This window comes from Janthinobacterium sp. CG_23.3, from assembly GCF_046115965.1.
Taxonomy (GTDB): Bacteria; Pseudomonadota; Gammaproteobacteria; order Burkholderiales; family Burkholderiaceae_D; genus Janthinobacterium.
This window is the reverse complement of record NZ_JBJXIB010000025.1, coordinates 1-24308: the sequence shown is the minus strand read 5'-3', so window position 1 is coordinate 24308 and position 24308 is coordinate 1. Positions and strand designations below refer to the sequence as shown.

23 protein-coding genes and 1 other RNA gene are annotated in these 24308 nt (G+C 66.4%); 12 read left to right on the top strand and 12 right to left on the bottom strand.

Features of this window, described 5'->3' with window-relative positions:
• Positions 1–154 precede the first annotated feature (154 nt).
• The 4 genes from ACFDR9_RS08780 to ACFDR9_RS08765 form a co-directional block, all read right to left on the bottom strand.
• Positions 155–1864 carry a methyl-accepting chemotaxis protein gene (locus ACFDR9_RS08780; protein ID WP_409030759.1) on the bottom strand — a complete coding sequence of 570 codons (1710 nt, stop codon included), beginning with the start codon at positions 1862–1864 and terminating at the stop codon, positions 155–157.
• A gap of 139 nt (positions 1865–2003) precedes the next feature.
• A complete protein-coding gene (locus tag ACFDR9_RS08775) occupies positions 2004–3791 on the bottom strand; it encodes an ABC transporter ATP-binding protein (protein ID WP_409030774.1) in 1788 nt (595 codons plus the stop codon).
• Complete coding sequence (locus tag ACFDR9_RS08770) at positions 3784–5538, bottom strand: ATP-binding cassette domain-containing protein (RefSeq protein WP_409030758.1); 1755 nt, start codon at positions 5536–5538, stop codon at positions 3784–3786. Before ACFDR9_RS08770 ends, ACFDR9_RS08775 begins: the two co-directional genes overlap by 8 nt.
• 143 nt (positions 5539–5681) lie before the next feature.
• Positions 5682–6425: a phasin family protein gene (locus ACFDR9_RS08765; RefSeq protein WP_409030757.1), complete on the bottom strand. Its 744-nt coding sequence runs from the start codon at positions 6423–6425 to the stop codon at positions 5682–5684.
• Positions 6426–6707: 282 nt separating this feature from the next.
• On the opposite strand from ACFDR9_RS08765, the gene ACFDR9_RS08760 reads away from it, so the two are divergent.
• The 3 genes from ACFDR9_RS08760 (at position 6708) to ACFDR9_RS08750 (ending at position 10588) form a co-directional block, all read left to right on the top strand.
• The gene (locus ACFDR9_RS08760) at positions 6708–6959 is read left to right on the top strand and encodes a DUF2164 domain-containing protein (RefSeq protein WP_409030756.1); all 252 of its coding nucleotides are present in this window, start codon (positions 6708–6710) and stop codon (positions 6957–6959) included.
• Between the two features lie 92 nt (positions 6960–7051).
• Positions 7052–8365: an amidohydrolase family protein gene (locus tag ACFDR9_RS08755; protein ID WP_409030755.1), complete on the top strand. Its 1314-nt coding sequence runs from the start codon at positions 7052–7054 to the stop codon at positions 8363–8365.
• 384 nt (positions 8366–8749) lie between these two features.
• The gene (locus ACFDR9_RS08750; protein ID WP_409030754.1) at positions 8750–10588 is read left to right on the top strand and encodes a putative bifunctional diguanylate cyclase/phosphodiesterase; all 1839 of its coding nucleotides are present in this window, start codon (positions 8750–8752) and stop codon (positions 10586–10588) included.
• Here ACFDR9_RS08750 and ACFDR9_RS08745 read toward each other — a convergent pair.
• Positions 10495–10740, bottom strand: a complete 246-nt coding sequence (locus tag ACFDR9_RS08745; protein ID WP_409030773.1) for a PepSY-associated TM helix domain-containing protein — start codon at positions 10738–10740, stop codon at positions 10495–10497. The genes ACFDR9_RS08750 and ACFDR9_RS08745 overlap by 94 nt on opposite strands.
• Positions 10741–10973: 233 nt before the next feature.
• Here ACFDR9_RS08745 and ACFDR9_RS08740 point away from each other — a divergent pair, with 233 nt between their 5' ends.
• The gene (locus ACFDR9_RS08740) at positions 10974–11210 is read left to right on the top strand and encodes a hypothetical protein (protein ID WP_409030753.1); all 237 of its coding nucleotides are present in this window, start codon (positions 10974–10976) and stop codon (positions 11208–11210) included.
• Positions 11211–11298: 88 nt separating this feature from the next.
• Positions 11299–12930, top strand: coding sequence for an alpha-D-glucose phosphate-specific phosphoglucomutase (locus tag ACFDR9_RS08735; protein WP_409030752.1), 1632 nt, complete (start codon positions 11299–11301; stop codon positions 12928–12930).
• Between the two features lie 103 nt (positions 12931–13033).
• On the opposite strand, the gene ACFDR9_RS08730 is transcribed toward ACFDR9_RS08735, so the two are convergent.
• The 4 genes from ACFDR9_RS08730 to ACFDR9_RS08715 form a co-directional block, all read right to left on the bottom strand.
• Positions 13034–13447, bottom strand: coding sequence for a hypothetical protein (locus ACFDR9_RS08730; RefSeq protein WP_017877062.1), 414 nt, complete (start codon positions 13445–13447; stop codon positions 13034–13036).
• Between the two features lie 11 nt (positions 13448–13458).
• Entirely contained in the window at positions 13459–14655 is a 1197-nt protein-coding gene (locus tag ACFDR9_RS08725; RefSeq protein WP_409030751.1) for a hypothetical protein, read from the bottom strand.
• Positions 14656–14861: 206 nt separating this feature from the next.
• Positions 14862–16409: an oligopeptide:H+ symporter gene (locus tag ACFDR9_RS08720; protein WP_409030750.1), complete on the bottom strand. Its 1548-nt coding sequence runs from the start codon at positions 16407–16409 to the stop codon at positions 14862–14864.
• A gap of 243 nt (positions 16410–16652) precedes the next feature.
• On the bottom strand, positions 16653–17150 hold the full coding sequence (locus ACFDR9_RS08715; RefSeq protein ID WP_409030749.1) for a GNAT family N-acetyltransferase: 498 nt from the start codon (positions 17148–17150) through the stop codon (positions 16653–16655).
• 135 nt (positions 17151–17285) lie between these two features.
• Here ACFDR9_RS08715 and ACFDR9_RS08710 point away from each other — a divergent pair, with 135 nt between their 5' ends.
• Positions 17286–17774, top strand: coding sequence for a PadR family transcriptional regulator (locus ACFDR9_RS08710; protein WP_409030748.1), 489 nt, complete (start codon positions 17286–17288; stop codon positions 17772–17774).
• 35 nt (positions 17775–17809) lie between these two features.
• Positions 17810–19048 carry an MFS transporter gene (locus ACFDR9_RS08705; RefSeq protein ID WP_026132959.1) on the top strand — a complete coding sequence of 413 codons (1239 nt, stop codon included), beginning with the start codon at positions 17810–17812 and terminating at the stop codon, positions 19046–19048.
• A 12-nt stretch (positions 19049–19060) separates the two neighbouring features.
• Here the strand turns inward: ACFDR9_RS08705 and ACFDR9_RS08700 are convergent, their stop codons facing one another.
• From ACFDR9_RS08700 to groES, 3 genes are all read right to left on the bottom strand, one after another.
• Positions 19061–19567, bottom strand: coding sequence for a hypothetical protein (locus ACFDR9_RS08700; RefSeq protein WP_232429702.1), 507 nt, complete (start codon positions 19565–19567; stop codon positions 19061–19063).
• Between the two features lie 209 nt (positions 19568–19776).
• The gene (gene groL / locus ACFDR9_RS08695; protein ID WP_017877055.1) at positions 19777–21426 is read right to left on the bottom strand and encodes a chaperonin GroEL; all 1650 of its coding nucleotides are present in this window, start codon (positions 21424–21426) and stop codon (positions 19777–19779) included.
• A 49-nt stretch (positions 21427–21475) separates the two neighbouring features.
• Positions 21476–21766: a co-chaperone GroES gene (gene groES / locus ACFDR9_RS08690; protein WP_026132958.1), complete on the bottom strand. Its 291-nt coding sequence runs from the start codon at positions 21764–21766 to the stop codon at positions 21476–21478.
• Between the two features lie 496 nt (positions 21767–22262).
• Here groES and ACFDR9_RS08685 point away from each other — a divergent pair, with 496 nt between their 5' ends.
• The 5 genes from ACFDR9_RS08685 to ACFDR9_RS08665 all read left to right on the top strand — a co-directional run bounded on the left by ACFDR9_RS08685 (position 22263) and on the right by ACFDR9_RS08665 (position 24213).
• Positions 22263–22499, top strand: coding sequence for a hypothetical protein (locus ACFDR9_RS08685; protein ID WP_017877052.1), 237 nt, complete (start codon positions 22263–22265; stop codon positions 22497–22499).
• The gene (locus tag ACFDR9_RS08680) at positions 22499–22810 is read left to right on the top strand and encodes a cell division protein ZapA (protein WP_017877051.1); all 312 of its coding nucleotides are present in this window, start codon (positions 22499–22501) and stop codon (positions 22808–22810) included. Before ACFDR9_RS08685 ends, ACFDR9_RS08680 begins: the two co-directional genes overlap by 1 nt.
• A gap of 47 nt (positions 22811–22857) precedes the next feature.
• Positions 22858–23037, top strand: a non-coding RNA gene (gene ssrS, locus ACFDR9_RS08675) — 6S RNA.
• Positions 23038–23167: 130 nt separating this feature from the next.
• The gene (locus tag ACFDR9_RS08670) at positions 23168–23632 is read left to right on the top strand and encodes an EVE domain-containing protein (protein WP_409030747.1); all 465 of its coding nucleotides are present in this window, start codon (positions 23168–23170) and stop codon (positions 23630–23632) included.
• Between the two features lie 59 nt (positions 23633–23691).
• Complete coding sequence (locus ACFDR9_RS08665; protein ID WP_409030746.1) at positions 23692–24213, top strand: hypothetical protein; 522 nt, start codon at positions 23692–23694, stop codon at positions 24211–24213.
• Positions 24214–24308: the final 95 nt, after the last annotated feature.

The window sequence follows — 24308 nt, the reverse complement described above, 5'->3', positions numbered from 1 at the left end:
CTAAGTCATCAATTATATTCTTGTTGCAGGTGAGAAAGCCCAACGTTCGCGGGGATTTCGTCGGCACGCGTGGCATTTGTGGCGGCGCCGGCGCCGCGCCCGCTGGAATGATGTCAAGACGGCATTGTTGTCGCCGGATGGGCCGGGGCCGCGCTCAGCGCGGCCCCGGCAGGCGCGCCGGCGCCGCGCCGGCGCCGCCGCCCTTCAGGCGGAACATGCCGACCGCGCGGAACAGCGCGTCGGCCTGTTCCTGCAGGCTTTCGGCGGCGGCGGCGGCCTCCTCCACCAGCGCGGCGTTCTGTTGCGTGATCGCATCCATCTCGCTGACCGCCTGGTTCACCTCGCTGATGCCGGTGCTCTGCTCCCGGCTCGCGCTGGTGATCTCGACCATGATGGGGGCCACCTTCTGGATCGAGTCCACCACCAGCGTCATGGTGTGGCCGGCCTGGTCGACCAGCTTGCCGCCGCTGTCGACCCGCTCGACCGAGGCGCCGATCAGCGCCTTGATCTCCTTGGCGGCGGCGGCGCTGCGGTGCGCCAGGTTGCGCACCTCGCTGGCGACGACGGCGAAGCCGCGGCCCTGTTCGCCGGCGCGCGCCGCCTCCACCGCCGCGTTCAGCGCCAGGATGTTGGTCTGGAAGGCGATGCCGTCGATGACGCCGATGATGTCGGCGATCTGGCTGGAACTTTCCTTGATCGAGCCCATCGTGCTGACCACCTGCGCCACCACCGCGCCGCCCTGGCGCGCCACCGAGGAGGCGCTGGCGGCGAGGTCGTTGGCCTGGTTGGCGTTGTCGGCGTTTTGCCGCACCGTGGCCGTCAGCGTTTCCATCGAGCTGGCGGTTTCCTCGAGCGAGCTGGCCTGCGCCTCGGTGCGCGCCGACAGGTCGGCGTTGCCCAGCGCGATTTCGTGGGTGGCCACCGACATTTCATCGGTGCTGCTGCGGATGTTGCCGATCATGTCGGTCAGGTTGGCGTTGATGGTGTTCATCGCCTGCATCAGCACGCCGATCTCGTCCTCCCGCTCGACGACGACGTCGGTGGTCAGGTCGCCGTCGGCGATTCTTTGCGCGGTGGCGATGGCGTGGTCGAGGTTGAGCTTGATGTGGCGGTACACCAGGAACAGGCACAGCAGCGAGACCACCACCGACACCAGCAGCAGGCCCACGGTGACGGTGTAGGCGGCCGTGGTGCCGCCCTCGGCCGCCGCCACGGCGGCGCCGGTGCGGCTGTCGAGCAGGGCCAGGAACTCGTCTACCGGCTGCATGATCTTGGCCTTGTTGCGGTGGTACTCGGCGTCGTGCATGATCTTGCGCGCCATCTCCAGGTCGGGCGGGCCGCTTTTGCCGAACTTGCCGCTACCGTCGTCGAACAAGCCCTTGACGGCGTTCATCGCGATGACCTCGGTTTTCACCAGGCCGTCGGAATTGGCCTGGGCCTGCTGCAGCTTGGCGAACTCCTGCTCGCTGAAGCCGGCCTGGCGCATCAGGTCGGCCAGCGCCACGGCGGGGCCGGTGGCGGCCGGCACCGGCATGCCGGCGGCCACGAAATCCCAATAGATACGCTCGTAGTGCGGCGGCCGCGGCTTCTTGCCGTTGCGGATGTCGAGGATGTCGAGGTACTGCCGTTCATATTGCGGGTCGGCCGAGACGACGTAGGTGCGCGCCAAGCGGGTCAGGTCGTCCGAGCTTTGCCGCAGTTCGTCGGCCAGCAGGTAGGATTGGTAGCGCGTCTCGGTGGCGCGGCTCGCCTCGGCCTGCTTTAACGAGACCCGGAACAGCGCGCCCAGGCTGAGGAAGGACAGGCCCAGGCTGAGCAGGAAAATCGCGATGAAGATGTTTTTGATCGACAGTTTGCTGCGCATGGGAACCCCGTCTACTGTGGCTGCGGCGGGCGGGTTGCGGCGCCGACGGATCACTATACCGCAGCGTTGCGCCCGCTACTATCGATTCATGCTTCAAAGAAAAAAAACCGCGCGGCGCCGCCACAGGCCGCGCCGCGCCTCAGGCGGCCAGTTGCTGCAGCAGGTAAAGGCGCTGGTACAAGCCGCCCTCGATTTGCATCAGTTGTTCGTGCGGGCCGGCCTCGGCGATGCGGCCGTGGTTCAGCACGATGATGCGGTCGGCCTCGCGGATGGTCGACAGGCGGTGCGCGATGGCGATCACGGTGACCTTGCCGCGCAGCTCGTTGAGGGCTTGCTGGACGATCTGCTCGGTCTGGCTGTCGATGCGCGAGGTGGCCTCGTCGAGCAGCAGGATGCGCGGGCGCCCGGCCAGCGCGCGGGCGATCGCCAGCAACTGCTTCTGGCCCGACGACAGGCGCGAGCCGCCCTCGCCGAGCGCGCTGTCGTAGCCGTGCTCGAGCGCCATGATGAAGCCGTGCGCGTGCGCCGCGCGCGCCGCCGCCTCGATGTCGGCGTCGCTGTAGCCGCGCCCCATGTCGATGTTGTCGCGCGCCGAGGCCGCCAGCAGGAAGGGTTCCTGCGGCACCAGGCCGACCTCGGCGCGGAAGCGCTCGTTGTCGATGGCGTCGAGCGGCACGCCGTGGATGGCGATGCTGCCGTGCCGCGCCGGATAAAAGCGCAGCAGCAGCGACAGCAGCGTCGACTTGCCGCTGCCGGTGTGGCCGACGATGCCGACAAAGCCGCCCTGCGGGATCTCCAGCGACAGCTGGTGCAGCACGTTACGCTGGCCGTCGTAGGCGAACGACAGCGCGTGGATCGCCACCGCCGGCGCGTCGGCGTCGGCGGCGGCGTCGCTGGGCGCGTCGGCGCCGCGGCCGGCGGCGTGCTCGGGCGCGCCCGGCTCGTCGAGCAGCGCGGCGACCCGGGCCGAGGCCACCACCGACTGTTGCAACTGGCTGAACTGCATGGTGATTTGGATCAGCGGCTCGACCACGCGGGCGATGTAGTTGATGAAGGCGTACAGCACGCCGACTTCGAGCGCGTTCATCTGGCGCCGGCCGAAGCTGAAGATGACCACCGCCAGCAGCATCACGTTGAGCATGTCGAGCGCCGGGCGCAGCAGCCAGGCGTTGGCGCGCAGCTCCTGCATGCGCGCCGTGTAGTGCTGCCAGTTGGTGGCGCCGAAGCGCGCGCCGAAGCGGGCCGCGGCGTTGTTCGCCTGCAGCACGCTCATGCCGCCGATCGATTCGGCGACCTGGCCGTTGATGTCGCTGCGCAGCGCGCGCGCGCGCGTCACGGCCGGCGCGCTGCGGCGCTGGTACAGGAAGACGATGGCCACGACCGCCGGCACCAGCGCCAGCACGATCAGCATCAGGCGCCAGTCCAGCCAGGCCATGGCGCAGGCGGTGCCGACCAGGACGATGGAGTTGTCCAGCATGACGAACAGCACCTGCACGTAGAGCGATTTGACGGCCTCGGTGTCGTTGGTGACGCGCCCGACCAGCTGGCCGATGATGGCGCGGTCGAAAAACGCCATCGGCAGGCGCAGCACGTGGCCGTAGACCGCCTCGCGCAGGCGCTGCACCGAGCGCATCGCCAGGCCGGACAGGCGCAGCAGTTGCAGGTAGCGCAGGCCGCTGGCGATCCAGCCGCTGAGCAGGCAGCCGCCCAGCAGCAGCGCCATGCGCTGCCAGTCGAGGTTGCGCGGCAGCAGGTGCTCGTCGATCAGGGCCTTGCCGAGGATGGGGCCGGACACTTCCAGCGCGGCGGCGACCACCAGCCACAGCACCGCCCACGTCAGGTGGCGCCGGTCGGGGGCGGCGGCGCGGCGCAGCAGCGCGAACGCCTGCGCGCTCTGGCGCGGCGCGGCGGCGGCGGATTTATTCAATGGCGTCAAGGCTGGCCTCCAATTGTTGATAGCGCCACTGGCTGGCGTACCAGCCATCCGTGGCCAGCAGCGACGCATGGTCGCCGCTTTCGACGATGCGTCCGCCGTGCAGCACCACGATCAGGTCGGCGCCGACCACCGCGCTGAGGCGGTGGCTGGCGATGATCGCGCTGCGCTCCGGGTGTTGCGCGCGCAATTCCGCCAAATGCCGCAGGATGCGCGTTTCGGTGCCGGTGTCGACCGCCGACAAGGCGTCGTCGAGTAGCAGCAGGGCGCTGTCGGCCAGCAGCGCGCGGGCGATGGCGACGCGCTGGCGCTGGCCGCCGGACAGCGTGATGCCGCGCTCGCCGACGTGGGTCCGGTAGCCGTCGGGGAATTGCAGGATGTCCTCGTGCACCGCCGCCAGCGTGGCGGCGCGCTCGATCTCGCGCTGGCTGGCGCCCGGGCGCGCCAGCGCGATGTTGTCGGCGATCGTCGCCGAGAACAGGAAGGACTCCTGCGGCACCCAGCTGATGGCCGTGCGCAGCGTGTGCAGCGTGTAGTCGGCCAGCGCGTGCTCGCCCCAGCGCACGCTGCCGGACTGCGGCGCGAGCTGGCGCAGCAGCAGGCGCAGCAGCGTCGACTTGCCGCTGCCGGTCGGGCCGACCAGGCCCAGCGTCTGGCCCGGCCGCAGCGTCAGCGAGACCTCGGCCAGCGCCGCGCCCTGCTGGCCGGGGTAGGCGTAGCCGAGCGCGCGCAGCGCCAGCGCGCCCGGCGCCAGCGTGGCAACGGCGCCGTCGTCGTCGATCGCCAGCGGCGCGTCCAGCAGCGGTTGCAGGCGGGCGTGGGCGGCGCGGCCGCGTTCGATCAGCGACAGCACCCAGCCGGCGGCGAACATCGGCCAGATCAACTGGCCCAGGTACATTGAAAAACTGGTCAGCGCGCCAATCGTCAACTGGTTCTGCCACACCAGGTAGCCGCCCAGGCCCAGCGTCAGCGTGCTGGCCGCCGTCAGCGTCAGGCCGACGGCCGGCTCATAGGCCGCCTCCCAGCGTTGCGCCGCCAGGCTGGCGTCGGCGGCGCGTCCGGCCAGCACGGCGAACTGGGCGCCGCTGCGTTGTTCCAGGCCGAGCGCGCGCACCGTGCGCACCCCGGCCAGGGTTTCCTGGACGTGGTCGTTGAGGGCGCTGAAGCGCTCCAGCGAGTCGGTCGAGGCGGTGTGGATGTGGCTGGAAATGCGCCAGAAGGCAAGCCCCATCAGCGGGAACGGCAGCAGCGCGATGCAGGCCAGGCGCCAGTCCACGCCCAGCAGCATCACGCCCAGCACCATCACCAGCGTCAGCGTGCCGTCGAAGCCGGCCAGCATCGCCTCGCCGGCCGCCATTTCAATGGCGTCGATGTCGTTGGTGGCCAGCGCCATCAGGTCGCCGGTGCGCTGGCGCTGGTAGAACGCCGGCCCCTGCAGCGACAGGCGCTGGTGGAAGCGGGTGCGCAGCTCGACGCCGAGCTTGTAGGCGGCGGCGAACAAGGTGATGCGCCAGCCGACCCGCAGAAAATAGATTGCCGCGCCGATGGCCAGCAGGCCGGCCAGCTCCAGCCACAGCGCGTCGCCGCCCAGGCGCTGCGCGGCCATCGCGTCGATCATCGCGCCGATCTTGCGCGGTATCCAGGCCGTCAGCGCGGCCACGCCGGCCAGCATCAGCGCGGCCGCGGCGTAGGCGCGCCAATGCTGGCGCACGAAGCCGGCGATTAGCCTCGATAAACTCATGTTCTTCATCCTTGTGTGGGGCACCGGCGCGGCCGAGCGGGCGTGCGCTGCCGTGCGGCAGGGCGTAGGATACAACAGACGCAAAAAACGGGCCGAAGCCCGTTGTTTTTGCCGTCGGCTGGCGTCGCGCCGGCCTCGCCGGCCTATTTCTTGCGCCCGCCCTTGCCGCCGTTCTGCGCCGCGGCCGGCGCGGCCGGCTTGGCGACTGCCGCGGCGACGACGGCCGGCGGCGCCGCCTTGACGGCGAGCGCGGCGACGACCGCCTCGGCCGCCGGGGTGGCCTTGAGCTGGGGCTTGGCAGTGAGCTTTGCTTCGGCCCCGGCGGCCGGCGCCACCTCGATCTCGACCAGCGCGGCGACCGGTTTGGCCGCCTCGACCGGCTTGGCCAGCGGCGCCGGCGCCGCCTCGACCATTGCGGCGGGGCGCGGCGCGGCGGCCAACGCCGGCGCCGGCGCGGGAGCCGGGGCCGGCGCCGGTGTCGGCGCGGGAGCCGGGGCCGGCGCCGGTGTCGGCGCGGTGGCCGCCGCCGGGGTTGGCGTCGCGGTCAAGGCCGGCGTGTCGGCGTGCGGCTTGGCCGAGTCCAGCAGCGCCGCCTGTGCGCCGGCGGCGATGCCGAACAACTGGCGGCTGTAGGCCAGCATGCTGTCGATGCCGGGTTGGGCCTGGCTGGTGCCGAAGGCGAACAACTCGCGCGGGTCTTTTAGCGCCAGCAGTTGCCTGGCGCTGGCCGTGCCGCTGTCGAGCGCGTTGCGGCCGGCGTGGAAGTTCAGGGCCATGACTTGCTGGGCGCCTTCAAACGCCTTGCTGGTGAGCGTGTTGAGGATTTTCAGTTGTGCTTCAAGTTGCGATTTTGCTGTGGTTGAAAACTGTTCTGGAATCGGAAACATGGCTACTCCCTTGTGCGGATTAAAATGCTGGCAAAACGCTCTGCGCAACCGGTCGGCAATGGCACTGGGCCTAACCCGGTTGCGCCGGGTGTTCAACGTTGTTAAACCAATTTTGATGCGACGCAATACGAATATTCTAGCGGTGATTGTATCGGGAAGAAAGTTATTTTTCCGCCGCCGCCGGGCGCTTTCAGCAGTAAAATTTATCGTCCGTAAAAGGATTGCGCTTCATATTCTTGCAGTGCAGCATCAACGATACCACCGAAACCAAACAAGGAAAGCATGGCCATCAAATTGAACCAGGAAGTCGAAAAGCGTTTATTGACGTCGATCCAGCGCTACTGCGCGGAAAACATGGACGAGGAGGTCGGCGAGCTGAAGGCGCGCCTGCTGCTGGATTTTTGTTTGCGCGAAATCGGGCCATCTGTCTACAATCAAGCCATCGTCGACGCGCAGGCGGCGATGCACGACAAGATCGCCGAAGTCGAGACGGTATGCTACGAAAGCGAATTCGGCTATTGGAAGAAAAAATAGGGCGTTGGCCTACAACCAAGGGCAAAGGGCCGCGCTCTGAGCCCGGGGTGACGCTCTTGGTATTGACTTTCACCCCTCACCAGGAGTAACACATGGACGTGGTCATACGCAACGCCAGCCTGCCGGACGGCCGGCGCCACATCGACATCGGCATCGACGGCGGGCGCATCGCCGCCGTCGGCCCGGCCCTGGCGGCGCGCGGCGCGCGCGAGATCGACGCCGCCGGCGACCTGGTCACGCCGCCCTTCGTCGACGCCCACTTCCACATGGACGCCACGCTGAGCTACGGTCTGCCGCGCGTCAACCAGTCCGGCACCCTGCTCGAGGGCATCGCGCTGTGGGGCGAACTCAAGCCGCATCTGACCCAGGACGCGCTGATCGAACGCGCCATGCAGTACTGCGACTGGGCCGTCGCGCGCGGCCTGCTGGCGGTGCGCTCGCACGTCGACATCTGCGACGAGCGCCTGCTGGCGGTCGAGGCGCTGCTCGACGTCAAGCGCCGGGTCGCGCCCTACCTCGACCTGCAACTGGTGGCCTTCCCGCAGGACGGCGTGCTGCGCAGCCCGGGCGCGCTGGAGAACCTGAAGCGCGCCGTGGCGATGGGCGTCGACGTCGTCGGCGGCATCCCGCACTTCGAGCGCAGCATGGCCGACGGCGCCGAATCGGTGCGCATCCTGTGCGAATTCGCCGCCGAGCGCGGCCTGATGGTCGACATGCACTGCGACGAGTCGGACGACCCGCTGTCGCGCCACATTGAAACGCTGGCCTTCCACAGCCAGCGCCTGGGCATGCAGGGCCGGGTGGCCGGGTCGCACCTGACGTCGATGCACTCGATGGACAATTACTACGTCAGCAAGCTGCTGCCGCTGATCCGCGAGGCCGGCGTCGCCGCCATCGCCAACCCGTTGATCAACATTACGCTGCAGGGCCGCCACGACAGCTATCCAAAGCGCCGCGGCATGACCCGGGTGCCGGAGCTGATGGCCGCCGGCATCGACGTCGCCTTCGGCCACGATTGCGTGATGGACCCGTGGTACAGCCTGGGCTCGGGCGACATGCTGGAGGTGGCGCACATGGGCCTGCACGTGGCGCAGATGACCGGGCAGGAGGCGATGCACGCCTGCTTCCTGGCGGTGACGCAGACGCCGGCGCGCATCCTCGGCCTGGACGGTTATGGCCTGGAGCCGGGCTGCCACGCCGACCTGGTGATCCTCGACGCCGGCGACACGGTCGAGGCGCTGCGCCTGCGCGCGGCGCGCCGGCTGGTGATGCGCCGCGGCCGCGTCGTCAGCGAGGCGCCGCGCGCCGGCGCCAGGCTGAACCTGCCGGGCCGTCCGGTTGGCGTCGATTTCCGGCTGCGCCCCGGCGCCGCGCACGAGGTCGGACTTGATGTAAAAAACACATGACGACCCAGGACGTCGAACCAGCGCAGGGTGTTGCAGCTCGATGCCGTCGTCCGCACCCCGCCCAGGGCCTGCCGGCGTGCCGAGCCAGGCGATGTCGACACCGACGTGATGTACCAGTTGCTGCGCGAGCCGAAGCGCTGGCCGGCCGCGGTTAGCGCGTCGTAGGTCGGCGTAATCCGACCATGTTGGCCGAAGCGAGCCGCGCTGCTCCAGGCCAACGTTGCGGGGCGCTTGACACCCGTCAAGCGCCGCGCAACGAGCGCCGCGGCGCCGCCGCGATTCTTATATTATTTCCTCTCGGACACACATCGCGTGGTCCGCCGGCGCCGTCCGGCGCGACGAAAGGGGAGTCATGTTGCCACCATCTTGCCGCCGGCGCGGCGCATGAATGCCGCGCCGCTGTTGCTGGGCTTGTTGCTGGCGGCCCTGCTAGCCTATCACTGGCGCCAGGCGCTGCTGTGGCAGCGCGCGCGCCTGCAATGCGCGGCGCTGCAACGCCAGCTCGACGCCGCGCTGGCGCTGCTGCACGCGATGCCGGCGGCGGTGATCGGCACCGACCCGCAGGGCGCGGTGCGCTACCTCAACCAGCGTGCCGAGGCGATGACCGGTTACGCCCTCGGCGCCGGCGCCGGCCTGTCCGTCGGCGAATTGCTGGCGGTGTACCAGGACGGCGTGGCGCTCGACGCGCGCCAGCACATCCTCGACTGCATGCGCAGCGGCGAGGAGCTGGAGGCGGCGCGCGGCGCGGTGCTGCTGCGCCGCGGCGACGGCAAGCGCATCGACGTGCAGTACAGCTGCGCGCCGCTGGCGCCGGCGGCGCCGCGGCCGGGCGCGGTAATGCTGCTGCAAGACGTCTCGGCGCGCCGCCGCGCCGAGGCGCACCTGGAATTCATCGCCCACCACGACGGCCTGACCGGGCTGCCGAACCGCTTGCACTTCCAGATCCGCTTCGAGCACGGCATCGCCTACGCCAAGCGGCACCGCGGCATGCTGGCGGTGCTGTTTGTCGACATCGACCGCTTCAAGGGCATCAACGACAGCCTCGGCCACGACGTCGGCGACCAGGTGCTGGTGCAGTTCGCCCAGCGCGCGCAGCAGTGCATGCGCAAGGTCGACACGGTGGCGCGCCAGGGCGGCGACGAGTTCATCATCCTGCTGACGGAAATGCGCACGCCGCAGGACGCCGAGCGGGTCGCCGAAAAAATCGCCAGCGCCGTCAAGCCGCCCTTTATCATCGGCGAATACAGCCTGTCGGTGCGCGCCAGCGTCGGCGTGGCGATTTACCCGGACGACGACGACGACGTCCACCAGCTGATCGAAAAGGCCGACATCGCGATGTACGCGGCCAAGCGGCGGGCGCCGGGCAGCTGCGTTCGCTACGCGCCCGGCCTGCGCACGCCGAGCTATTCGCAGGCCATCCTCGACGCCGAGCTGCGCCACGCGCTGGAGCGCCAGGAATTCGTGCTGTACTACCAGCCGCGCATGGACCTGCGCCAGCAGCGCATCACCGGCGTCAAGGCGCTGCTGCGCTGGCGCCATCCGAAGCTGGGGCTGGTGATGCCGCTCGACTTCCTGGCGATCCTCGAGCAGCGCGCGCTGATCCTGCCGGTCGGCGCCTGGGTGCTGGCCGAGGCGGCGGCCCAGGCCAGGCGCTGGATCGACCAGGGCCAGCCGCTGACGGTGTCGGTCAACCTGTCGGCGCGGCAGTTCTACCAGACCGACATCGTGCACAGTTTCGGCGCCATCCTCGACGCCGCCGGCGTGCCGGGCCGCTTCATCGAGCTGGAGATCGCGGCGGCGATCCTGATCGACAAGAACCAGGACTGCGAAAGCACGCTGCGCCAGTTCAAGCAGCTCGGCATGGGTATCTCGATCAGCGATTTCGGTACCGGCGACACCTCGCTGAGCTACCTGCGGCGCTTCCCGGCCGACGCCGTCAAGATCGAGAAATGCTTCATCGACGACCTGCGCCGGCCCGACCCGGCCGGCGGCGCCGACCATGGCGCGATGGTACGCGCCATGGTGGCGATGGCGCATACGCTGAACATGCGGGTGGTCGCCGGCGGCGTCGAAACCGCCGACCAGCTGGCCCAGCTGGTGGCGATGGAGTGCGACGAGGCCTTCGGTTTCTACCTGAGCCGGGCGGTGGCGCCGGCCGACATCGACGGCCTGGTCAAGAGCCAGCAGAGATTTCCCGGCCTGAGCTTGCAGCCCTCGGTGTAAGCTTGAGCCAGGCCAAACTGGGCGCGCCGGAAGGTGGACAAGCGCTTGAAGATGCGCTTGTGCGTGATCACGCCACTGGCGATGGAGACCAGCATGAACATGGCGCACAAGCCGACGATCCAGCGCGGCCAGATGGCGGGCCGGTAGTGCAGGTCGAAATGCAGGCGGTAGAAGAACGCGCCGCCGCGGGTTGCGCGCGGCGCTTTTCCCTGGCGGCGCCGGGCGCGGCCGGATCGCTCCCAGAGATGCGGGTGGCCGGCTGGCGCGCGCTGGGCAGCGTGATCGACCAGTGTCGGCGTCTGCCCGCGCCATCGGCGGCGCCGGCGCCAGCAGCGCCGTCAGCGCCGCCGGCAAAGGGTGGTCGGAGGGGAGCGGGGTGAGGTTGATGCGTTCGCTGTCGAGTTCCCGCACCGCCGCGCCGGTGCTTTGCCCCAGCACGTCGGCCAGGCTGTTCAGGCCCATGTCGTCCATGCGCCGGCGCGTGGCCACGCTGACCGACGGCGGCGTGTCGCGCATCGACATGTCGAGGCGACGCGGCGCCCGCGTGGTATGGGAACAGTGGCTGGGCATCGACCTGGCTGGCCGCGGCGCGGGTATAAACGGGTCGTCCCTAGCCAATTGAAAGCCGCATGTCATTTTTGATATGTATGATGCGCTTTGACGCGCGCGGCCGCCGCCGCCGCCCCACCGGACATTGACGCGGAGCCAGTATGACCATCCAGACCATCGCCACCAGCCCGTTCGCCGACCAGCGCCCGGGCACCTCGGGATTGCGCAAGAAAGTGCGGGTATTCCAGCAAGCCGGCTATCTTGAAAACTTCGTGCAAAGCGTGTTCGACACGCTGGGCGATTGCGGCGGCCAGACGCTGGTGCTGGGCGGCGACGGCCGCTACCACAACCGCGCGGCGGTGCAGACCGTGCTGCGCATGGCGGCGGCGCACGGCTACGCCAGGGTGCTGGTGGGGCGCGGCGGCATCCTGTCGACGCCGGCGCTCAGTTGCGTGGTGCGCAAGCACGCGGCGCTGGGCGGCATCGTGCTCTCGGCCAGCCACAACCCGGGCGGACCGGACGGCGACTTCGGCATCAAATACAACATCGCCAACGGTGGCCCGGCGCCGGAAAAATTCACCGAGGCGGTCTACCTGCGCAGCACCGCCATCGAGCGCTACCGCATCAGCGACGGCGCCGCCGTCGATCTCGACCGCGTCGGCACGGCGCACCTGGAGGCCATGCTGGTCGAGGTGATCGACCCGGTCGCCGACTACGCCGAGCTGATGCGCGGCCTGTTCGACTTCGACGCCATCCGGGCGCTGTTCGCCGGCGGCTTCACGATGCGCTTCGACGGCATGCACGCGGTTTGCGGCCCGTACGCGCGGGCGATCCTCGAGGGCGAGCTGGGCGCCCCGGCCGGCAGCGTCATCAACGCGGTGCCGCTGGAAGACTTCGGCGGCGGCCACCCGGACCCGAACCCGGTCAACGCCGCCGAGCTGGTCGCGCTGATGGCGGCGCCCGACGCGCCCGACTTCGGCGCCGCCTCCGACGGCGACGGCGACCGCAACATGGTGGTCGGGCGCGGCATCGAAGTGACGCCGTCGGACAGCCTGGCGATCCTGGCCGCCAACGCCGCCGTCGCGCCGGGCTACCGCGCCGGGCTGAAGGGCATCGCCCGCTCGATGCCGACCTCGCGCGCGGCCGACGCGGTGGCCGCCGCGCTCGGCATACCCTGCTACGAAACACCGACCGGGTGGAAATTTTTCGGCAACCTGCTCGACGCCGGCATGGTCACGTTGTGCGGCGAGGAGAGCTACGGCACCGGTTCCGACCATTTGCGCGAAAAGGACGGCCTGTGGGCGGTGCTGTTCTGGCTCAACTTGCTGGCGGCCAGCGGCGCCAGCGTGACGCAACTGGCGCAGCGGCACTGGCAGCGCTTCGGGCGCCATTACTATTCGCGCCACGACTACGAGGGCGTCGACAGCGCCGCCGCCGACGCGCTGATGCTGGGCTTGCGCGGCAAGCTGGACCAACTGGCCGGGCAAACGCTGGGCGGCTACACGATCGCACTGGCCGACGACTTCGCCTACACCGACCCGGTCGACCGGTCGGTGTCGAGCCGGCAGGGCGTGCGCCTGGTCATGACGGACGGCTCGCGCGTGGTGCTGCGCCTGTCGGGCACCGGCACCGAGGGCGCCACGCTACGGCTGTATCTGGAGCGCTACGAAGCCGACCCGGCGGCGCACCACATGCCGACGCAGCTGGCGCTGGCGGGCTTGATCGCGCTGGCCGACAGCGTCGCCGGCATCGCCGCCAGCACCGGCCGCAGCAGTCCCAGCGTGACCACCTGAGGCCGGCGCGCGGCGTCGGCGCGCCGCGAACGTCAGGCCAAAGCACAGGCAAAGAAATGAAAAAGGCGCCCCGCGGGACGCCCTTGTTGGCTTGCCGGCGCCCTTACGGCACCGACAAAATCACTTTCACGCTATCGTCGACGGCCGATTTTTCAATGTAGCCAATCGCGCTCGGATCGGCCGCGACCGCCTTCCTCACCTCGGCGCTGGAGGCGTACTCCCTGGGCGCCTGGCCCTTGCCGGTAAACACCAGCTTGGACCAGATCGCCTTCACTTGCGCCGGCTCCTTGCCCAACACCTTTTGATGGAACTCGGCGCGCAGCGCGGCGCCCTCGTTGTGCTCGACCGGCGTGAACTGGTTTGACTTGCCGATGAAGAACTGCCCGGCCTGTTCGCTGAACATGCGCGTGGCCGGGTTTTTCGGGTTGACGATCACCGCGATTTCGGTCGCGAAAACGGGCAGGCTGCCCAGGCATAGGCCGGTCAACACCAGCAGCGTGTCGATTTTGATTCTCATGTCTGTTTTCCTCAGAAGACGAAGTCGATGCCGGCGGCATACACATTGACCGGGCCGGTGAAGCCCGGCGCGGCGTTGACGAAGGCGCCGGCGCCGTCGCGCGGTTTGACGCGGTCGATCTGCACCTTCAGCGCGGCCGATTTGTGGAAGTCCCAGCGCAGGCCAACCGCGTGGGTCGACTGCAGCGCGGCCTTGGCGACCGAGTTGGCGCCGGCGGTCAGCGCCGCCAGCGGGCCGGCGGCGGGCATGCCGGGGAAGCCGCGCGCGCTGTCCTGCTTGATGTCGCCGTAATAGTAGTACGGCGTGACGGTGCCGTAGCGGTAGCCGAACATCGCGTACCACGAGCTGGTGTCCATCACCGCGCGCGACTCGGTCTTGCGCACGGCGTACTCGGATTGCACCAGGAAGTTCTTGTAGTCGAGGCCGAAACCGAGCGAGGTGAACGAGCCTTTCACGTCGTTGACGTCGAGCTGGTCGGCCACCGCGCCCTGACCGAATTTGCGCAGCGAGGCCAGCAGGCCGTTCAGCCTGGCGTTGTCGCGCACCGAGAACGTGGCGTCGGCGCGGCCGAAGCGCAAGGTGAACGGGCCGTTTTCCAGCAGCACGTGCAAGGCCGTCACCGGCTTGTATTCGATGCGGGCGTTGTTCGGCTGGCGCGCCTTGGACTGGCCCAGGCCGAACTGCGCGGTGACGGTGGTGTCGTCGAACGAGTGCTGGTAGATCAGGTCGACGCCGTCGAAATAGTCGGCCGTGACCTGGCGGTAGACCTCGGCCGGCGGCCGTATCATCGTGTTGGCGTAGCCGACGTTGCGGAAGTCCGAGATCATATAGACCGGCAGGCCGATGCGCCCGACGCGCACGTTGAAGTCGTCCGACAGCTTGTACTTGGCGAAGGCCCAGGCCAGTTCCGCGCCGAAATGGTCGGTGGCGTATTTGCGCACCAGGCCCTGGCCGGTCAGCGACAGGCGGTCGTTGAATTTGGCCGTGGCCTGGATGCCGAGATTCGAATCGACGCCGGTGCGCGGGTCCTTTTTGGCGCCGGCGACCTGGTTCGGCCGGGCGTATTCGGCCCGCTCGTTGTCGGTCATGGTCAGGGCCGCCGTGCCGAAGCCGCTGACGGTGACCACGGGGCCGTCGGCTGCCTGGGCCGGCAGCGCGCAGGCGGCCAGGACCGCCAGCGATACGGTTGAGCGTGCAAGTGTGTTCATTGATTCCCTCCAGGAATGTACAAATGGATACATGTTGCCCCGGCCGCCTCGCGGCGGCGTCGGAACGGCGCATCTGGTTGCACCAGTTATGTTGCGCTGTGGAACAGTGTGGACCAGTACGGAGGGGTTTGGGTAGACAAAATAGTCTAATTCCGCGCTAAACGTTGTAAATGGGGAACAAAGTTTAGCGCGGCGCGGCCGGCGTGTTACGCCGTGGCGAGGGCGGCGGCGGCCGGGACGCCGCGGTAGTTGTCGACCATGCGGTAGCGTTTGGCGTACCAGCCGAACGCCAGCATGGCGAGCGCCGCGAAGGCGGCGAAGAAGAACATCTGGAAGGCGGTCACGCTAAAGCCGGTGGTCTGGATATACGCGTTGACGGCGTCGTTTTTGACGCCGGCGTTGACGATCAGCACCCACAGGTTGCCCACCGTGGTCGACAGGAACCACAGACTCATGATGGTGCCCTTCATCGACGCCGGCGCCTGGCTGTAGGCGAACTCCAGGCCGGTGGCCGACACCAATACCTCGCCCATCGTCAGCAGCATATAAGGCAGGATCTGCCAGACGATCGACATGTGCTCGCCGCCGTCCATCTTCATCTGGATCGCGCCGATGACGACCCAGGACAGTGCCGAAAAGCCGATGCCGGCCGTCATGCGCCGCAGCGGCGTGACGTTGAATCCCATGCGCGCCACCAGCGGGTACAGCAACAGGTTGTTGAAGGGAATCAGCAACATCACCAGCAAGGGATTGAGCGCCTGCATTTGCGCCGGCAGGAACCAGCTCGGCTTGTCCATCGCGGTCGCCTGCACCACCCAGGTCGAGGCCTTCTGGTCGAACAGCGAGAAGAATGGCGTGACCAGCGCGAAGACGATCAGGATGCGCAGCACCGCGCGCACGCCCTCGACCGCGTGGTCGGGGTGGGCGCCGCGGGCGCGCTCGATCTGCATCGCCGTGCCGACGCCGCCGCAGGCCAGCAGCAGCACCAGCGCGCTGCAGGCGGCGATGACGAAGCCCCATTTCGGCGTCATGCACAGGCAGACGATGGCGCCGGCCATGCCCAGGCGGGCCACACTCAGCCCGGGCCGGGCCTGGCCCGGTTTGGCGGCCAACAGGGCGGTGCGGGCGACCTTGGTGAACGAGTCGGGGTCGGCCTGGGCCGGCGCCACGTGGACGTATTTCTTCTTGCCGAGCCAGAACACCATGGTGGCGATGAACATCAGCACGCCGGGCACGCCGAAGGCCAGCGCCGGGCCGTAGTCGCGCAGCAGGATGGGGATCAGCAGCGAGGCGCCGAAGGAGCCGAAGTTGATGCTCCAGTAGAACATGTCGTAGACCAGCTTGGCCTTGCCCTTGTTGCTGCGGTCGAACTGGTCGCCGACGAAGGACGACACCAGCGGCTTGATGCCGCCCGAACCCAGCGCCACCAGGAACAAGCCGAAATAGAAACCGTTGATGTTGGCCTCGAAGTAGGCCAGGCAGGCGTGGCCGGCGCAGTAGACCAGGCTGAGCCAGAAAACCGTGTTGTACTTGCCGAAATAACGGTCGGCCAGCCAGCCGCCCAGCAGCGGGAAGAAATACACGCCGATGACGAAGGTGTGGAACACGTGCTTGGCTTCGCCGGCGCGGTCGGCCAGCGGCATGAACATGAGTAGCGTGCTGATCAGGAATGGCGTGAGGACGTTGCGCATGCCGTAAAAGCTGAAGCGCTCGCAGATTTCGTTGACGATGATGTAGGGAATTTGGCGGGGCATCGGCCCCATTCCATCTTTTGTTTCCAACTGTGACATTGGTTCTCCAGGTTTTTTATTTATCCGCGATACGAAGCGGAAGTGCGTTTGCTGGCAACGGAAATTCGTCTGTCGACGTCGTTTGCGTACCATCGCCTGCATATATACCGCAAAACGATTCCGGAATGACAGTATTTTTGCGAATTCGCGGTATTTTCGCCGGTTCGCGAGGGACGGGCTTCGCGCTTCTTCAGGGAAAGGGCGGATTCACGCGCGGGGGGACAGCCCCATCGCCATCCGCAGCTGCTCGCCATCGTCCGACGCGCCGACGACGGCGAAGCCCAGCCTGGCATACAGCGCCTCGGCGACGTCGTTGCCGCGGCGCACAGACAGCGTCAGCGTGCGCAGCTCGCCGATCGCCGCCGCGTGCGCCATACAGGCGTGCATCAATTGCCGCGCCAGCCCGCCGCCGCGGGCGCCGGGCGCCACGTACACGCCCCAGATATTGGCGCGGTCGTGGATGAGCGCGATCGGCTCGCGCGACAGCGCGGCGCAGCCGACCAGGCGTCCGTCGTGGAAGGCGCCGAACATGCGCTGGTACGCCGTGTGCACCAGACGCTGGCGCATGCGCTCCAACGGCACCGCGCTTTCCGCCGCGTGGGTGGTGCAAAACGCGGCCGGCGCCTCCAGAATGCCGGCCAGCCGCAGCGCGCGGTAGGCGTCCAGATCGTCGGGGCCGAGTTGGCGGAGGGTCAATGAGGTCATGTCGGCAATTATAGAAGCGTTGCAAGACGGCTTGCAAAAAAGCTTGAAAAATGAAAATTATCAGTTAAGATATATCTTATTGCGATATATCTTATGGAGGTTTACATGTTTCATTTTTTTCGCGGACAACACCGCATGCAGGCGCACCTACACTCCCAGCCGCACGGCGGCGGACGCGGCCCGAAACGCTTCGACGCCGGCGCGATGCGCTACGTGGTGCTGCAACTGATTGCCGAGAAACCGCGCCACGGCTACGAAATCATCAAGGAAATCGAACAACGCGCCGGCGGCAGCTACGCGCCCAGTCCCGGTGCGATCTACCCGCTGCTGTCGATGTTGCTCGACCTTGGCCACGTCTCGGCCGAGCTGGACGGTAATAAGAAGCTGCACAGCATCACCCCGGAAGGGCAAACCTTCCTCGACGACAACCGCCAGTTCGTCGACGCCATTTTGGCGCGCATGGCGGCGCCACCGGAGGGCGGCGACGACTTGCGCCAACTGATGCACGAATTGAAGGCGGTGGTGATTGCGCGGGTGCGCACGGAGCATGCGAGCGAGGCGCGGCTGGCCGGCGTGCGGGCGATTTTGCGCCGCGCCGCCGCCGACATCGAACAACTCGATTAATGTCAAACAAACCAATTCCAACCAAACAAAAAAATATGACGACCCTTCCCCTTTCCCCCGGGCGCGAGCGCGCCCTGTTGTGGCTGCTGGCCTTGACGCAATTTACCGTCATCATGGATTTCATGGTGATGATGCCGCTGGCGCCGCAATTGATGCGGGCGTTCGCGATCTCGCCGGCCGCCGTCGCCGGCGCGGTGTCGGCCTACGCCTGGTGCGCCGGCCTGTCCGGCCTGTTCGCGGCAACCTACATCGACCGCTTCGACCGTAAGAAATTGTTGTTGTCGATGTTCTGCCTGTTCACGCTGTCGAACCTGGCCTGCGCGATGGCACCCAATTTCCACGTGCTGGTGCTCTCGCGCGCCTTCGCCGGCCTGACCGGCGGCGTGCTCGGTTCGATCATCATGGCCATCATCGGCGACATCATTCCGGCCGAGCGGCGCGGCGCCGCGACCGGCGTCGTCATGACCTCGTTCAGCCTGGCCGCGGTGGCCGGCGTGCCGATCGGCGTGGTGCTGGCGGCGCACTTCGGCTGGGCCTCGCCGTTCTACCTGCTGGTGTTGTTGTCGGTGCTGATCTGGATCGGCGCGGCGCGGGTCTTGCCGGCGCTGACCGCGCACCGCGGCGCCAAGCCGGCGACGCTGGCCCAGGCCCTGCCGAATCTGCTGGCGCTGTTCACAGTGCCACGCCATCTCAGCGCCTTCCTGCTGTCGGGCCTGTCGATGGCCGGCGCGATGCTGATCATTCCCTTCATCTCGCCGGTGATCGTCAGCAACCTGGGCGTCGCGCCGGCCGACATCACCTGGATCTACCTCGCCGGCGGCGCCGCCACGCTGTTTACCGCGCGCCGCATCGGCGTCTGGTCGGACCGCTACGGCAAAGCGCGGGTTTACCGCTGGGTCGCGCTGTTCTCGATACTGCCTATCCTGTGCATGACCCATTTGCCGCAGCTGCCGCTGCTGGCGCTGATCGCCTTCTTCCCCTTCTTCATGGTATCTATTTCGGGGCGCAACATTCCGTTGCAGGCCTTGATGACGACGATACCGGAGCCGGCGCGGCGCGGCGCCTTTCTCAGCGCCGGCTCAGCGGTCCAGCAACTGGGCAGCGGCCTGGGCGCATGGGTCGGCGGCTTGACGTTGCACACCGACAGCGCCGGCCACATCGGCGGCTACGGCGTCAACGGCTGGGTCGCCGCGGCGCTGACGCTGTTGACGGTGTGGTGGGTGGGACGGGTGCAGGGCGTGGCGCAGGCGCCGCGGGCGGTGAAGCCGGCCTAGAACGCTAGCACACTAGAGCGGCGCGGCGACGCCGCCGCGGCGGCGCATCGGCTGTTTTTCGCGGCGCCAGCGTTCCAGGCTCAGCGGCTCGTCGGACGCCGGGTCCTCGACCAGGATCTCGTCGCTGCCGCTGGCGACCAGGAAGCTTTCCCAGCGGTGCGCCGCTTCCGCGCTGTTTTCGACGAAGCTGAGTTGCCAGTAGCGCTTGCCGTTGATGAGGCGCGGCGTCAGGTCGTACTCGATCAGCGCGCCATGGGCGGCGCCGCCCGAGTTCTTCTCGATGAAGGCCGACCACGCTTGCAGTTCCGGCAGCGCCATCAAGGCCTTCGACGCCTGCTCCTTGCTGCGGCCGGCCACGGCGCCTGCCTTGGGGGCGGACGCCGCTCGCTGAGCTTGCGTCGGCGCGTCCGCCGGCGCCGGGCGCCGCGGATAATAGGCGCCGATACCCGCTCCCAGCAGACCGGCCAGTACGCCGACAATCACGGTGGTTTTCGACGATGAAGATGGGCGTTGCGGCATGCTCGTTAGCCTTGTTGGATGATGTGGCGGCCATACTAAAGCAAAGGCCGGCGACCGGCAACAAGCGGCCCCGGCGCGCCCTCTGCTTTTGCGGCAGGCAGCACATATTCGCCACCGTCGAGACGAAGAAAAAGCCCGCAAGGCGCGAACCTTGCGGGCTTTTTTAGCGTTGACGAGGCGCCGTCGCCGGCGCGCTCATCGGGCTGGCATTACATCATGCCGTCCATACCGCCCATGCCGCCCATACCGCCCATGCCGCCGCCCATGCCGCCGCCTGCTTTGTCGTCCGAGATTTCGCAGACCATGCAGTCGGTCGTCAGCATCAGCGAAGCGATCGAAGCGGCGTTTTGCAGCGCCGAACGGGTCACTTTGGCTGGGTCCAGAACGCCCATTTCAACCATGTCGCCGTAGGTGCCGTTGGCCGCGTTGTAACCGTAGTTACCCGAACCAGCCAACACGGCGGCAACCACAACCGAAGCTTCTTCGCCGGCGTTTTGAACGATCATGCGCAGTGGCTCTTCCATTGCGCGCAGAACGATCTTGATACCCGCTTCTTGATCCGGGTTGTCGCCTTTGACGGTGATGTTGGCACGCGCGCGCAGCAGGGCAACGCCGCCGCCAGGAACGATACCTTCTTCCACGGCGGCGCGGGTGGCGTGCAGTGCATCTTCAACGCGGGCTTTCTTTTCTTTCATTTCGACTTCGGTGGCTGCGCCAACCTTGATCACGGCAACGCCGCCGGCCAGTTTGGCCACGCGTTCTTGCAGTTTTTCACGGTCGTAGTCCGAGGTCGCTTCTTCGATCTGCACGCGCACTTGCTTGACGCGCGCTTCGATCGAACCAGCTTCGCCGGCGCCGTCGATGACGATGGTGTTTTCCTTGCCGACTTCGATACGCTTGGCTTGGCCCAGTTCGGCCAGGGTGATTTTTTCCAGCGTCAGGCCGACTTCTTCAGCGATGACTTGGCCGCCGGTCAGGACAGCGATGTCTTCCAGCATGGCTTTGCGGCGGTCGCCGAAGCCTGGTGCTTTTACTGCGCAGGTTTTCAGGATGCCGCGGATGTTGTTCACAACCAGGGTGGCCAGCGCTTCGCCTTCGATGTCTTCGGCGATGATCAGCAGTGGACGGCCGGCTTTAGCGACTTGTTCCAGTACCGGCAGCAGATCGCGGATGTTCGAGATTTTCTTGTCGCACAGCAGGACGAATGGATTGTCCAGGATGGCAACTTGCTTCTCTTGGTTGTTGATGAAGTAAGGCGACAGGTAGCCGCGGTCGAATTGCATACCTTCAACGATATCCAGCTCGTCGTTCAGGGATTTGCCGTCTTCAACGGTGATAACGCCTTCCTTGCCGACTTTTTCCATCGCTTCAGCGATACGCTCGCCGATCGAGTAGTCCGAGTTCGCCGAGATCGCGCCGACTTGGGCGATTTCTTTGGTGGTGGTGCAAGGACGGGAGATCTTGGCCAGCTCTTCGACGGTCGCCGCAACAGCTTTGTCGATACCGCGCTTCAGGTCCATCGGGTTCATGCCGGCGGCGACGAATTTCATGCCTTCGCGCACGATTGCCTGGGCCAGAACGGTGGCGGTGGTGGTGCCGTCGCCGGCGTTGTCGCTGGTGCGGGAAGCAACTTCCTTGACCATTTGCGCGCCCATGTTCATGAGCTTGTCTTTCAGTTCGATCTCTTTGGCAACCGAGACGCCGTCCTTGGTGACGGTAGGGGCGCCGAACGAGCGCTCCAGCACGACGTTGCGGCCTTTCGGGCCCAGGGTGACTTTGACTGCGTTGGCGAGGATGTTGACGCCTTCAACCATTTTGGCGCGCGCTGCGTCGCCGAATACTACTTCTTTAGCTGCCATGTTTGTTTCTCCTGAATTTCGTGAATGTATCGGAAGCGATGCGAGCCGCTTAGCGGACGACGATCGCCATGATGTCTTCTTCGCGCATCACCAGCAGTTCGTCGCCGTCGACCTTGACGGTCTGGCCGGCGTATTTGCCGAACAGGACGCGGTCGCCGACTTTGACATCCAAAGGACGCACTTTGCCGTCGTCCAAAATCTTGCCATTGCCTACGGCGAGTACTTCGCCTTGATCCGGTTTTTCAGCAGCTGCATCGGGAATGATGAGGCCGGACGCAGTTTTGGTCTCTTGGTCGAGGCGTTTGACGATGACACGATCGTTCAAAGGGCGAAGATTCATACAAAACTCCTTAAGTTCAATGGATAGATGTTGCTAAATGATTACGAGACCGGCCTGTGGCCATGCCCGTCTTCAGTCGATTACCGTAACAAGCAAGCTTGCCGCGGCGAGAAAGAGTTGTTAGCACTCTCTACTAACGAGTGCCAATTATAGGGACGGTATGGGGGTATTTCAAGGGTGCACACATTTATTTCATATCGATAGACGGTTTTTCGGGCCGCAAATGCACAGCCGTTGCGCCAACGCAAACGCGCCGCCCGGGCGTAGCGTGCCGGGAAGGCGGTATAGACCGGCGCGACAGGGATGCCCGCCGGCAGGCGCCGCGCCGCGTCGTCGGCGGGCGGGCGGGCGGCAAAGGACAATGAAAACGCGGCGGGGCGGGGCGCCAGCGGCTAAAAAGTTGCCACGAAAGAAATTTTTAATGTATTATTGTAAATATCGGTAACAGTGGTGCGATTCGATTGACGCCTTTAGAGCTGTTCCCTATAGTGACGGGATGATTTCCGAATTCCAAGACCTATCCGTAAAAATCGACTTGCTGGCCGAGCTGACGCACGCGCTGCGCCGCGAGAACGCCGAGTTGCGCCTGGCTAACGCGGCGCTGGGCGCCGAAAACGCGGTGTATCTGCAGCGCATCAGCGAGGCGCATCTGCGGGTCGAGTCCCTGCTTGAAAAAATTCCCGAACTGGTCCAGGCCGGACTGGCCGAAGCCGCTGAAGAGAAGGACGCTTGATGACCCATTTGGACGTCACGATCATGGGACAGCCCTACCGCATGGTGTGCAAGGAAGGCGAGGAAAGGGCATTGCGCGAAGCGGCCAAATTCCTCGACGGCAAAATGACGGCGATCCGCGACGCCGGTAAAATCAAGGGCAACGACCGCATCGCGGTGCTGGCCGCCTTGGGCGTGGCGGCGGAGTTCCTGTCCTCCAAATCGCCGCAGGGGCCACTGTCCGAGTTCAGCATTTTGGAAGTCAAGGAAAAACTGGGTGCCATGCACGCGGTGCTCGACGACGCCCTGACGCCGCAGGAAAATCTGTTTTAATCAACGAAATACGTTTGACATGCGTGGGCATAAGAGTAAACTTCGGCACTACCCTGCAGTGTTCGCGATTGCCATATATTCCTTGAACCATTTATGTGCACCGGTTGCGGAATTTTGTTTGATGGGAGTGAGCGTCGCTAGTCCGACGAACCCGAAATTGAACTAACTGTGACCACCTTGAACCGTTTGGTTCGGGATGCCGGCATAACGGCACATGCGGGGTTCCTCATTCAGAGCGGTTGCTTCATCACCCGATGCGCAGCCGCTTTTTTACGTCCGCGTATGTTGGTGCTCGCCGCCGGCTTACAGTCAAACCAAGCCGACCGCGCACAATCTTCCACCCAGGAGTCCACCCGCATGCAATATTGGTTGATGAAATCCGAGCCCGACGAAGTCAGCATCGACGACGTGATGGCGGCGCCGGCGCACACCGTGCCATGGTTTGGCGTGCGCAACTACCAGGCCCGCAACTTCATGCGCGACGGCATGCAGCTCGGCGACGGCGTGCTGTTCTACCACTCCAGCTGCCCGCAGCCAGGCATCGCCGGTCTGGCCGAGGTGGCCAGCGTGGCCTACCCCGACGCCAGCCAGTTCGAGGCCGGCGGCAAATATTTCGACCCGAAGGCGACGCCGGAGCAGCCGCGCTGGATCAGCGTGGACGTGCGCGGCACGCGCAAGACGCGCCTGCTGCCGTTGGCCGAGCTGCGCCACATCCCGGAACTGGAAGATATGCTGCTGCTCAAAAAAGGCAGCCGCCTGTCGATCACCCCCGTCACCCCGGCCCAGTGGGACCTGATCGTCGCGCGCCTCCAGTCGCACTGAGCTTCGCTGCCCATGCGGCGGCGCACAACTGAACGTTGTTGACTCGTCGGGTGACGGTAATGCGCGACGGAAAATACGTCGGCACCGACGCTTTCCGCGATATCGCCATCGACGACATCGTATTGAAAATGGTCGGGCGCGCGTTGGAGGAAAAATTCCCCGAACGTGATCCCATTGCCACCGACACGACCCTGTTGCGCGCCGCCGGCCTAGCCCGCGCCGGCGTCTTCGGCCCGCTTGATGTCACGCCCAAGCAAGGCGAAATCCTCGGCTTTGCCGGTCCGATGGGGGCCGGGCGCACCGAGGTGGCGCGCGCCATCTTCGGCGCCGACCCGCCCAGCTCGGGCCACGTTTATCCGGGGCGGCCTATCGTCAACGCCTTCCCAGGCCAGCCGGTACACCTGATCGGCTTTGCCGGCTGCTTCCCGAACGACTACGCCGACCAGGTGATGCGCCAACTGTTGCGTCACGAGGTCGCGCCAACGCGGCAAACGGACGGACATTGTTGCCGACCGATCGGGCCATACCTTGATCTAGATCAATACCGGTATAGTGGATTTCCTCCATTGAATAGTCGATGAAACGTGACTGTTCAGCCGCTATGCGGCAAGCGGGATAGGATTACCGTTGAAGGCCCGGAGCAGAACCTCAAGCATGCCATGGCCTTGCTTGCGTA

Coding starts and splice junctions, on each gene's coding strand:
- ACFDR9_RS08780 (WP_409030759.1), bottom strand. CDS start 1,864: ATGCGCAGCAAACTGTCGATCAAAAACATCTTCATCGCGATTTTCCTG.
- ACFDR9_RS08735 (WP_409030752.1), top strand. CDS start 11,299: ATGACCATCCAGACCATCGCCACCAGCCCGTTCGCCGACCAGCGCCCG.
- ACFDR9_RS08725 (WP_409030751.1), bottom strand. CDS start 14,655: ATGAACACACTTGCACGCTCAACCGTATCGCTGGCGGTCCTGGCCGCC.
- ACFDR9_RS08680 (WP_017877051.1), top strand. CDS start 22,499: ATGACCCATTTGGACGTCACGATCATGGGACAGCCCTACCGCATGGTG.
- ACFDR9_RS08755 (WP_409030755.1), top strand. CDS start 7,052: ATGGACGTGGTCATACGCAACGCCAGCCTGCCGGACGGCCGGCGCCAC.
- ACFDR9_RS08710 (WP_409030748.1), top strand. CDS start 17,286: ATGCAGGCGCACCTACACTCCCAGCCGCACGGCGGCGGACGCGGCCCG.
- ACFDR9_RS08715 (WP_409030749.1), bottom strand. CDS start 17,150: ATGACCTCATTGACCCTCCGCCAACTCGGCCCCGACGATCTGGACGCC.
- ACFDR9_RS08760 (WP_409030756.1), top strand. CDS start 6,708: ATGGCCATCAAATTGAACCAGGAAGTCGAAAAGCGTTTATTGACGTCG.
- ACFDR9_RS08705 (WP_026132959.1), top strand. CDS start 17,810: ATGACGACCCTTCCCCTTTCCCCCGGGCGCGAGCGCGCCCTGTTGTGG.
- ACFDR9_RS08740 (WP_409030753.1), top strand. CDS start 10,974: ATGCGTTCGCTGTCGAGTTCCCGCACCGCCGCGCCGGTGCTTTGCCCC.
- groES (WP_026132958.1), bottom strand. CDS start 21,766: ATGAATCTTCGCCCTTTGAACGATCGTGTCATCGTCAAACGCCTCGAC.
- ACFDR9_RS08770 (WP_409030758.1), bottom strand. CDS start 5,538: ATGAGTTTATCGAGGCTAATCGCCGGCTTCGTGCGCCAGCATTGGCGC.
- ACFDR9_RS08665 (WP_409030746.1), top strand. CDS start 23,692: ATGCGCGACGGAAAATACGTCGGCACCGACGCTTTCCGCGATATCGCC.
- ACFDR9_RS08765 (WP_409030757.1), bottom strand. CDS start 6,425: ATGTTTCCGATTCCAGAACAGTTTTCAACCACAGCAAAATCGCAACTT.
- ACFDR9_RS08750 (WP_409030754.1), top strand. CDS start 8,750: ATGAATGCCGCGCCGCTGTTGCTGGGCTTGTTGCTGGCGGCCCTGCTA.
- ACFDR9_RS08685 (WP_017877052.1), top strand. CDS start 22,263: ATGATTTCCGAATTCCAAGACCTATCCGTAAAAATCGACTTGCTGGCC.
- ACFDR9_RS08700 (WP_232429702.1), bottom strand. CDS start 19,567: ATGCCGCAACGCCCATCTTCATCGTCGAAAACCACCGTGATTGTCGGC.
- ACFDR9_RS08720 (WP_409030750.1), bottom strand. CDS start 16,409: ATGCCCCGCCAAATTCCCTACATCATCGTCAACGAAATCTGCGAGCGC.
- groL (WP_017877055.1), bottom strand. CDS start 21,426: ATGGCAGCTAAAGAAGTAGTATTCGGCGACGCAGCGCGCGCCAAAATG.
- ACFDR9_RS08730 (WP_017877062.1), bottom strand. CDS start 13,447: ATGAGAATCAAAATCGACACGCTGCTGGTGTTGACCGGCCTATGCCTG.
- ACFDR9_RS08670 (WP_409030747.1), top strand. CDS start 23,168: ATGCAATATTGGTTGATGAAATCCGAGCCCGACGAAGTCAGCATCGAC.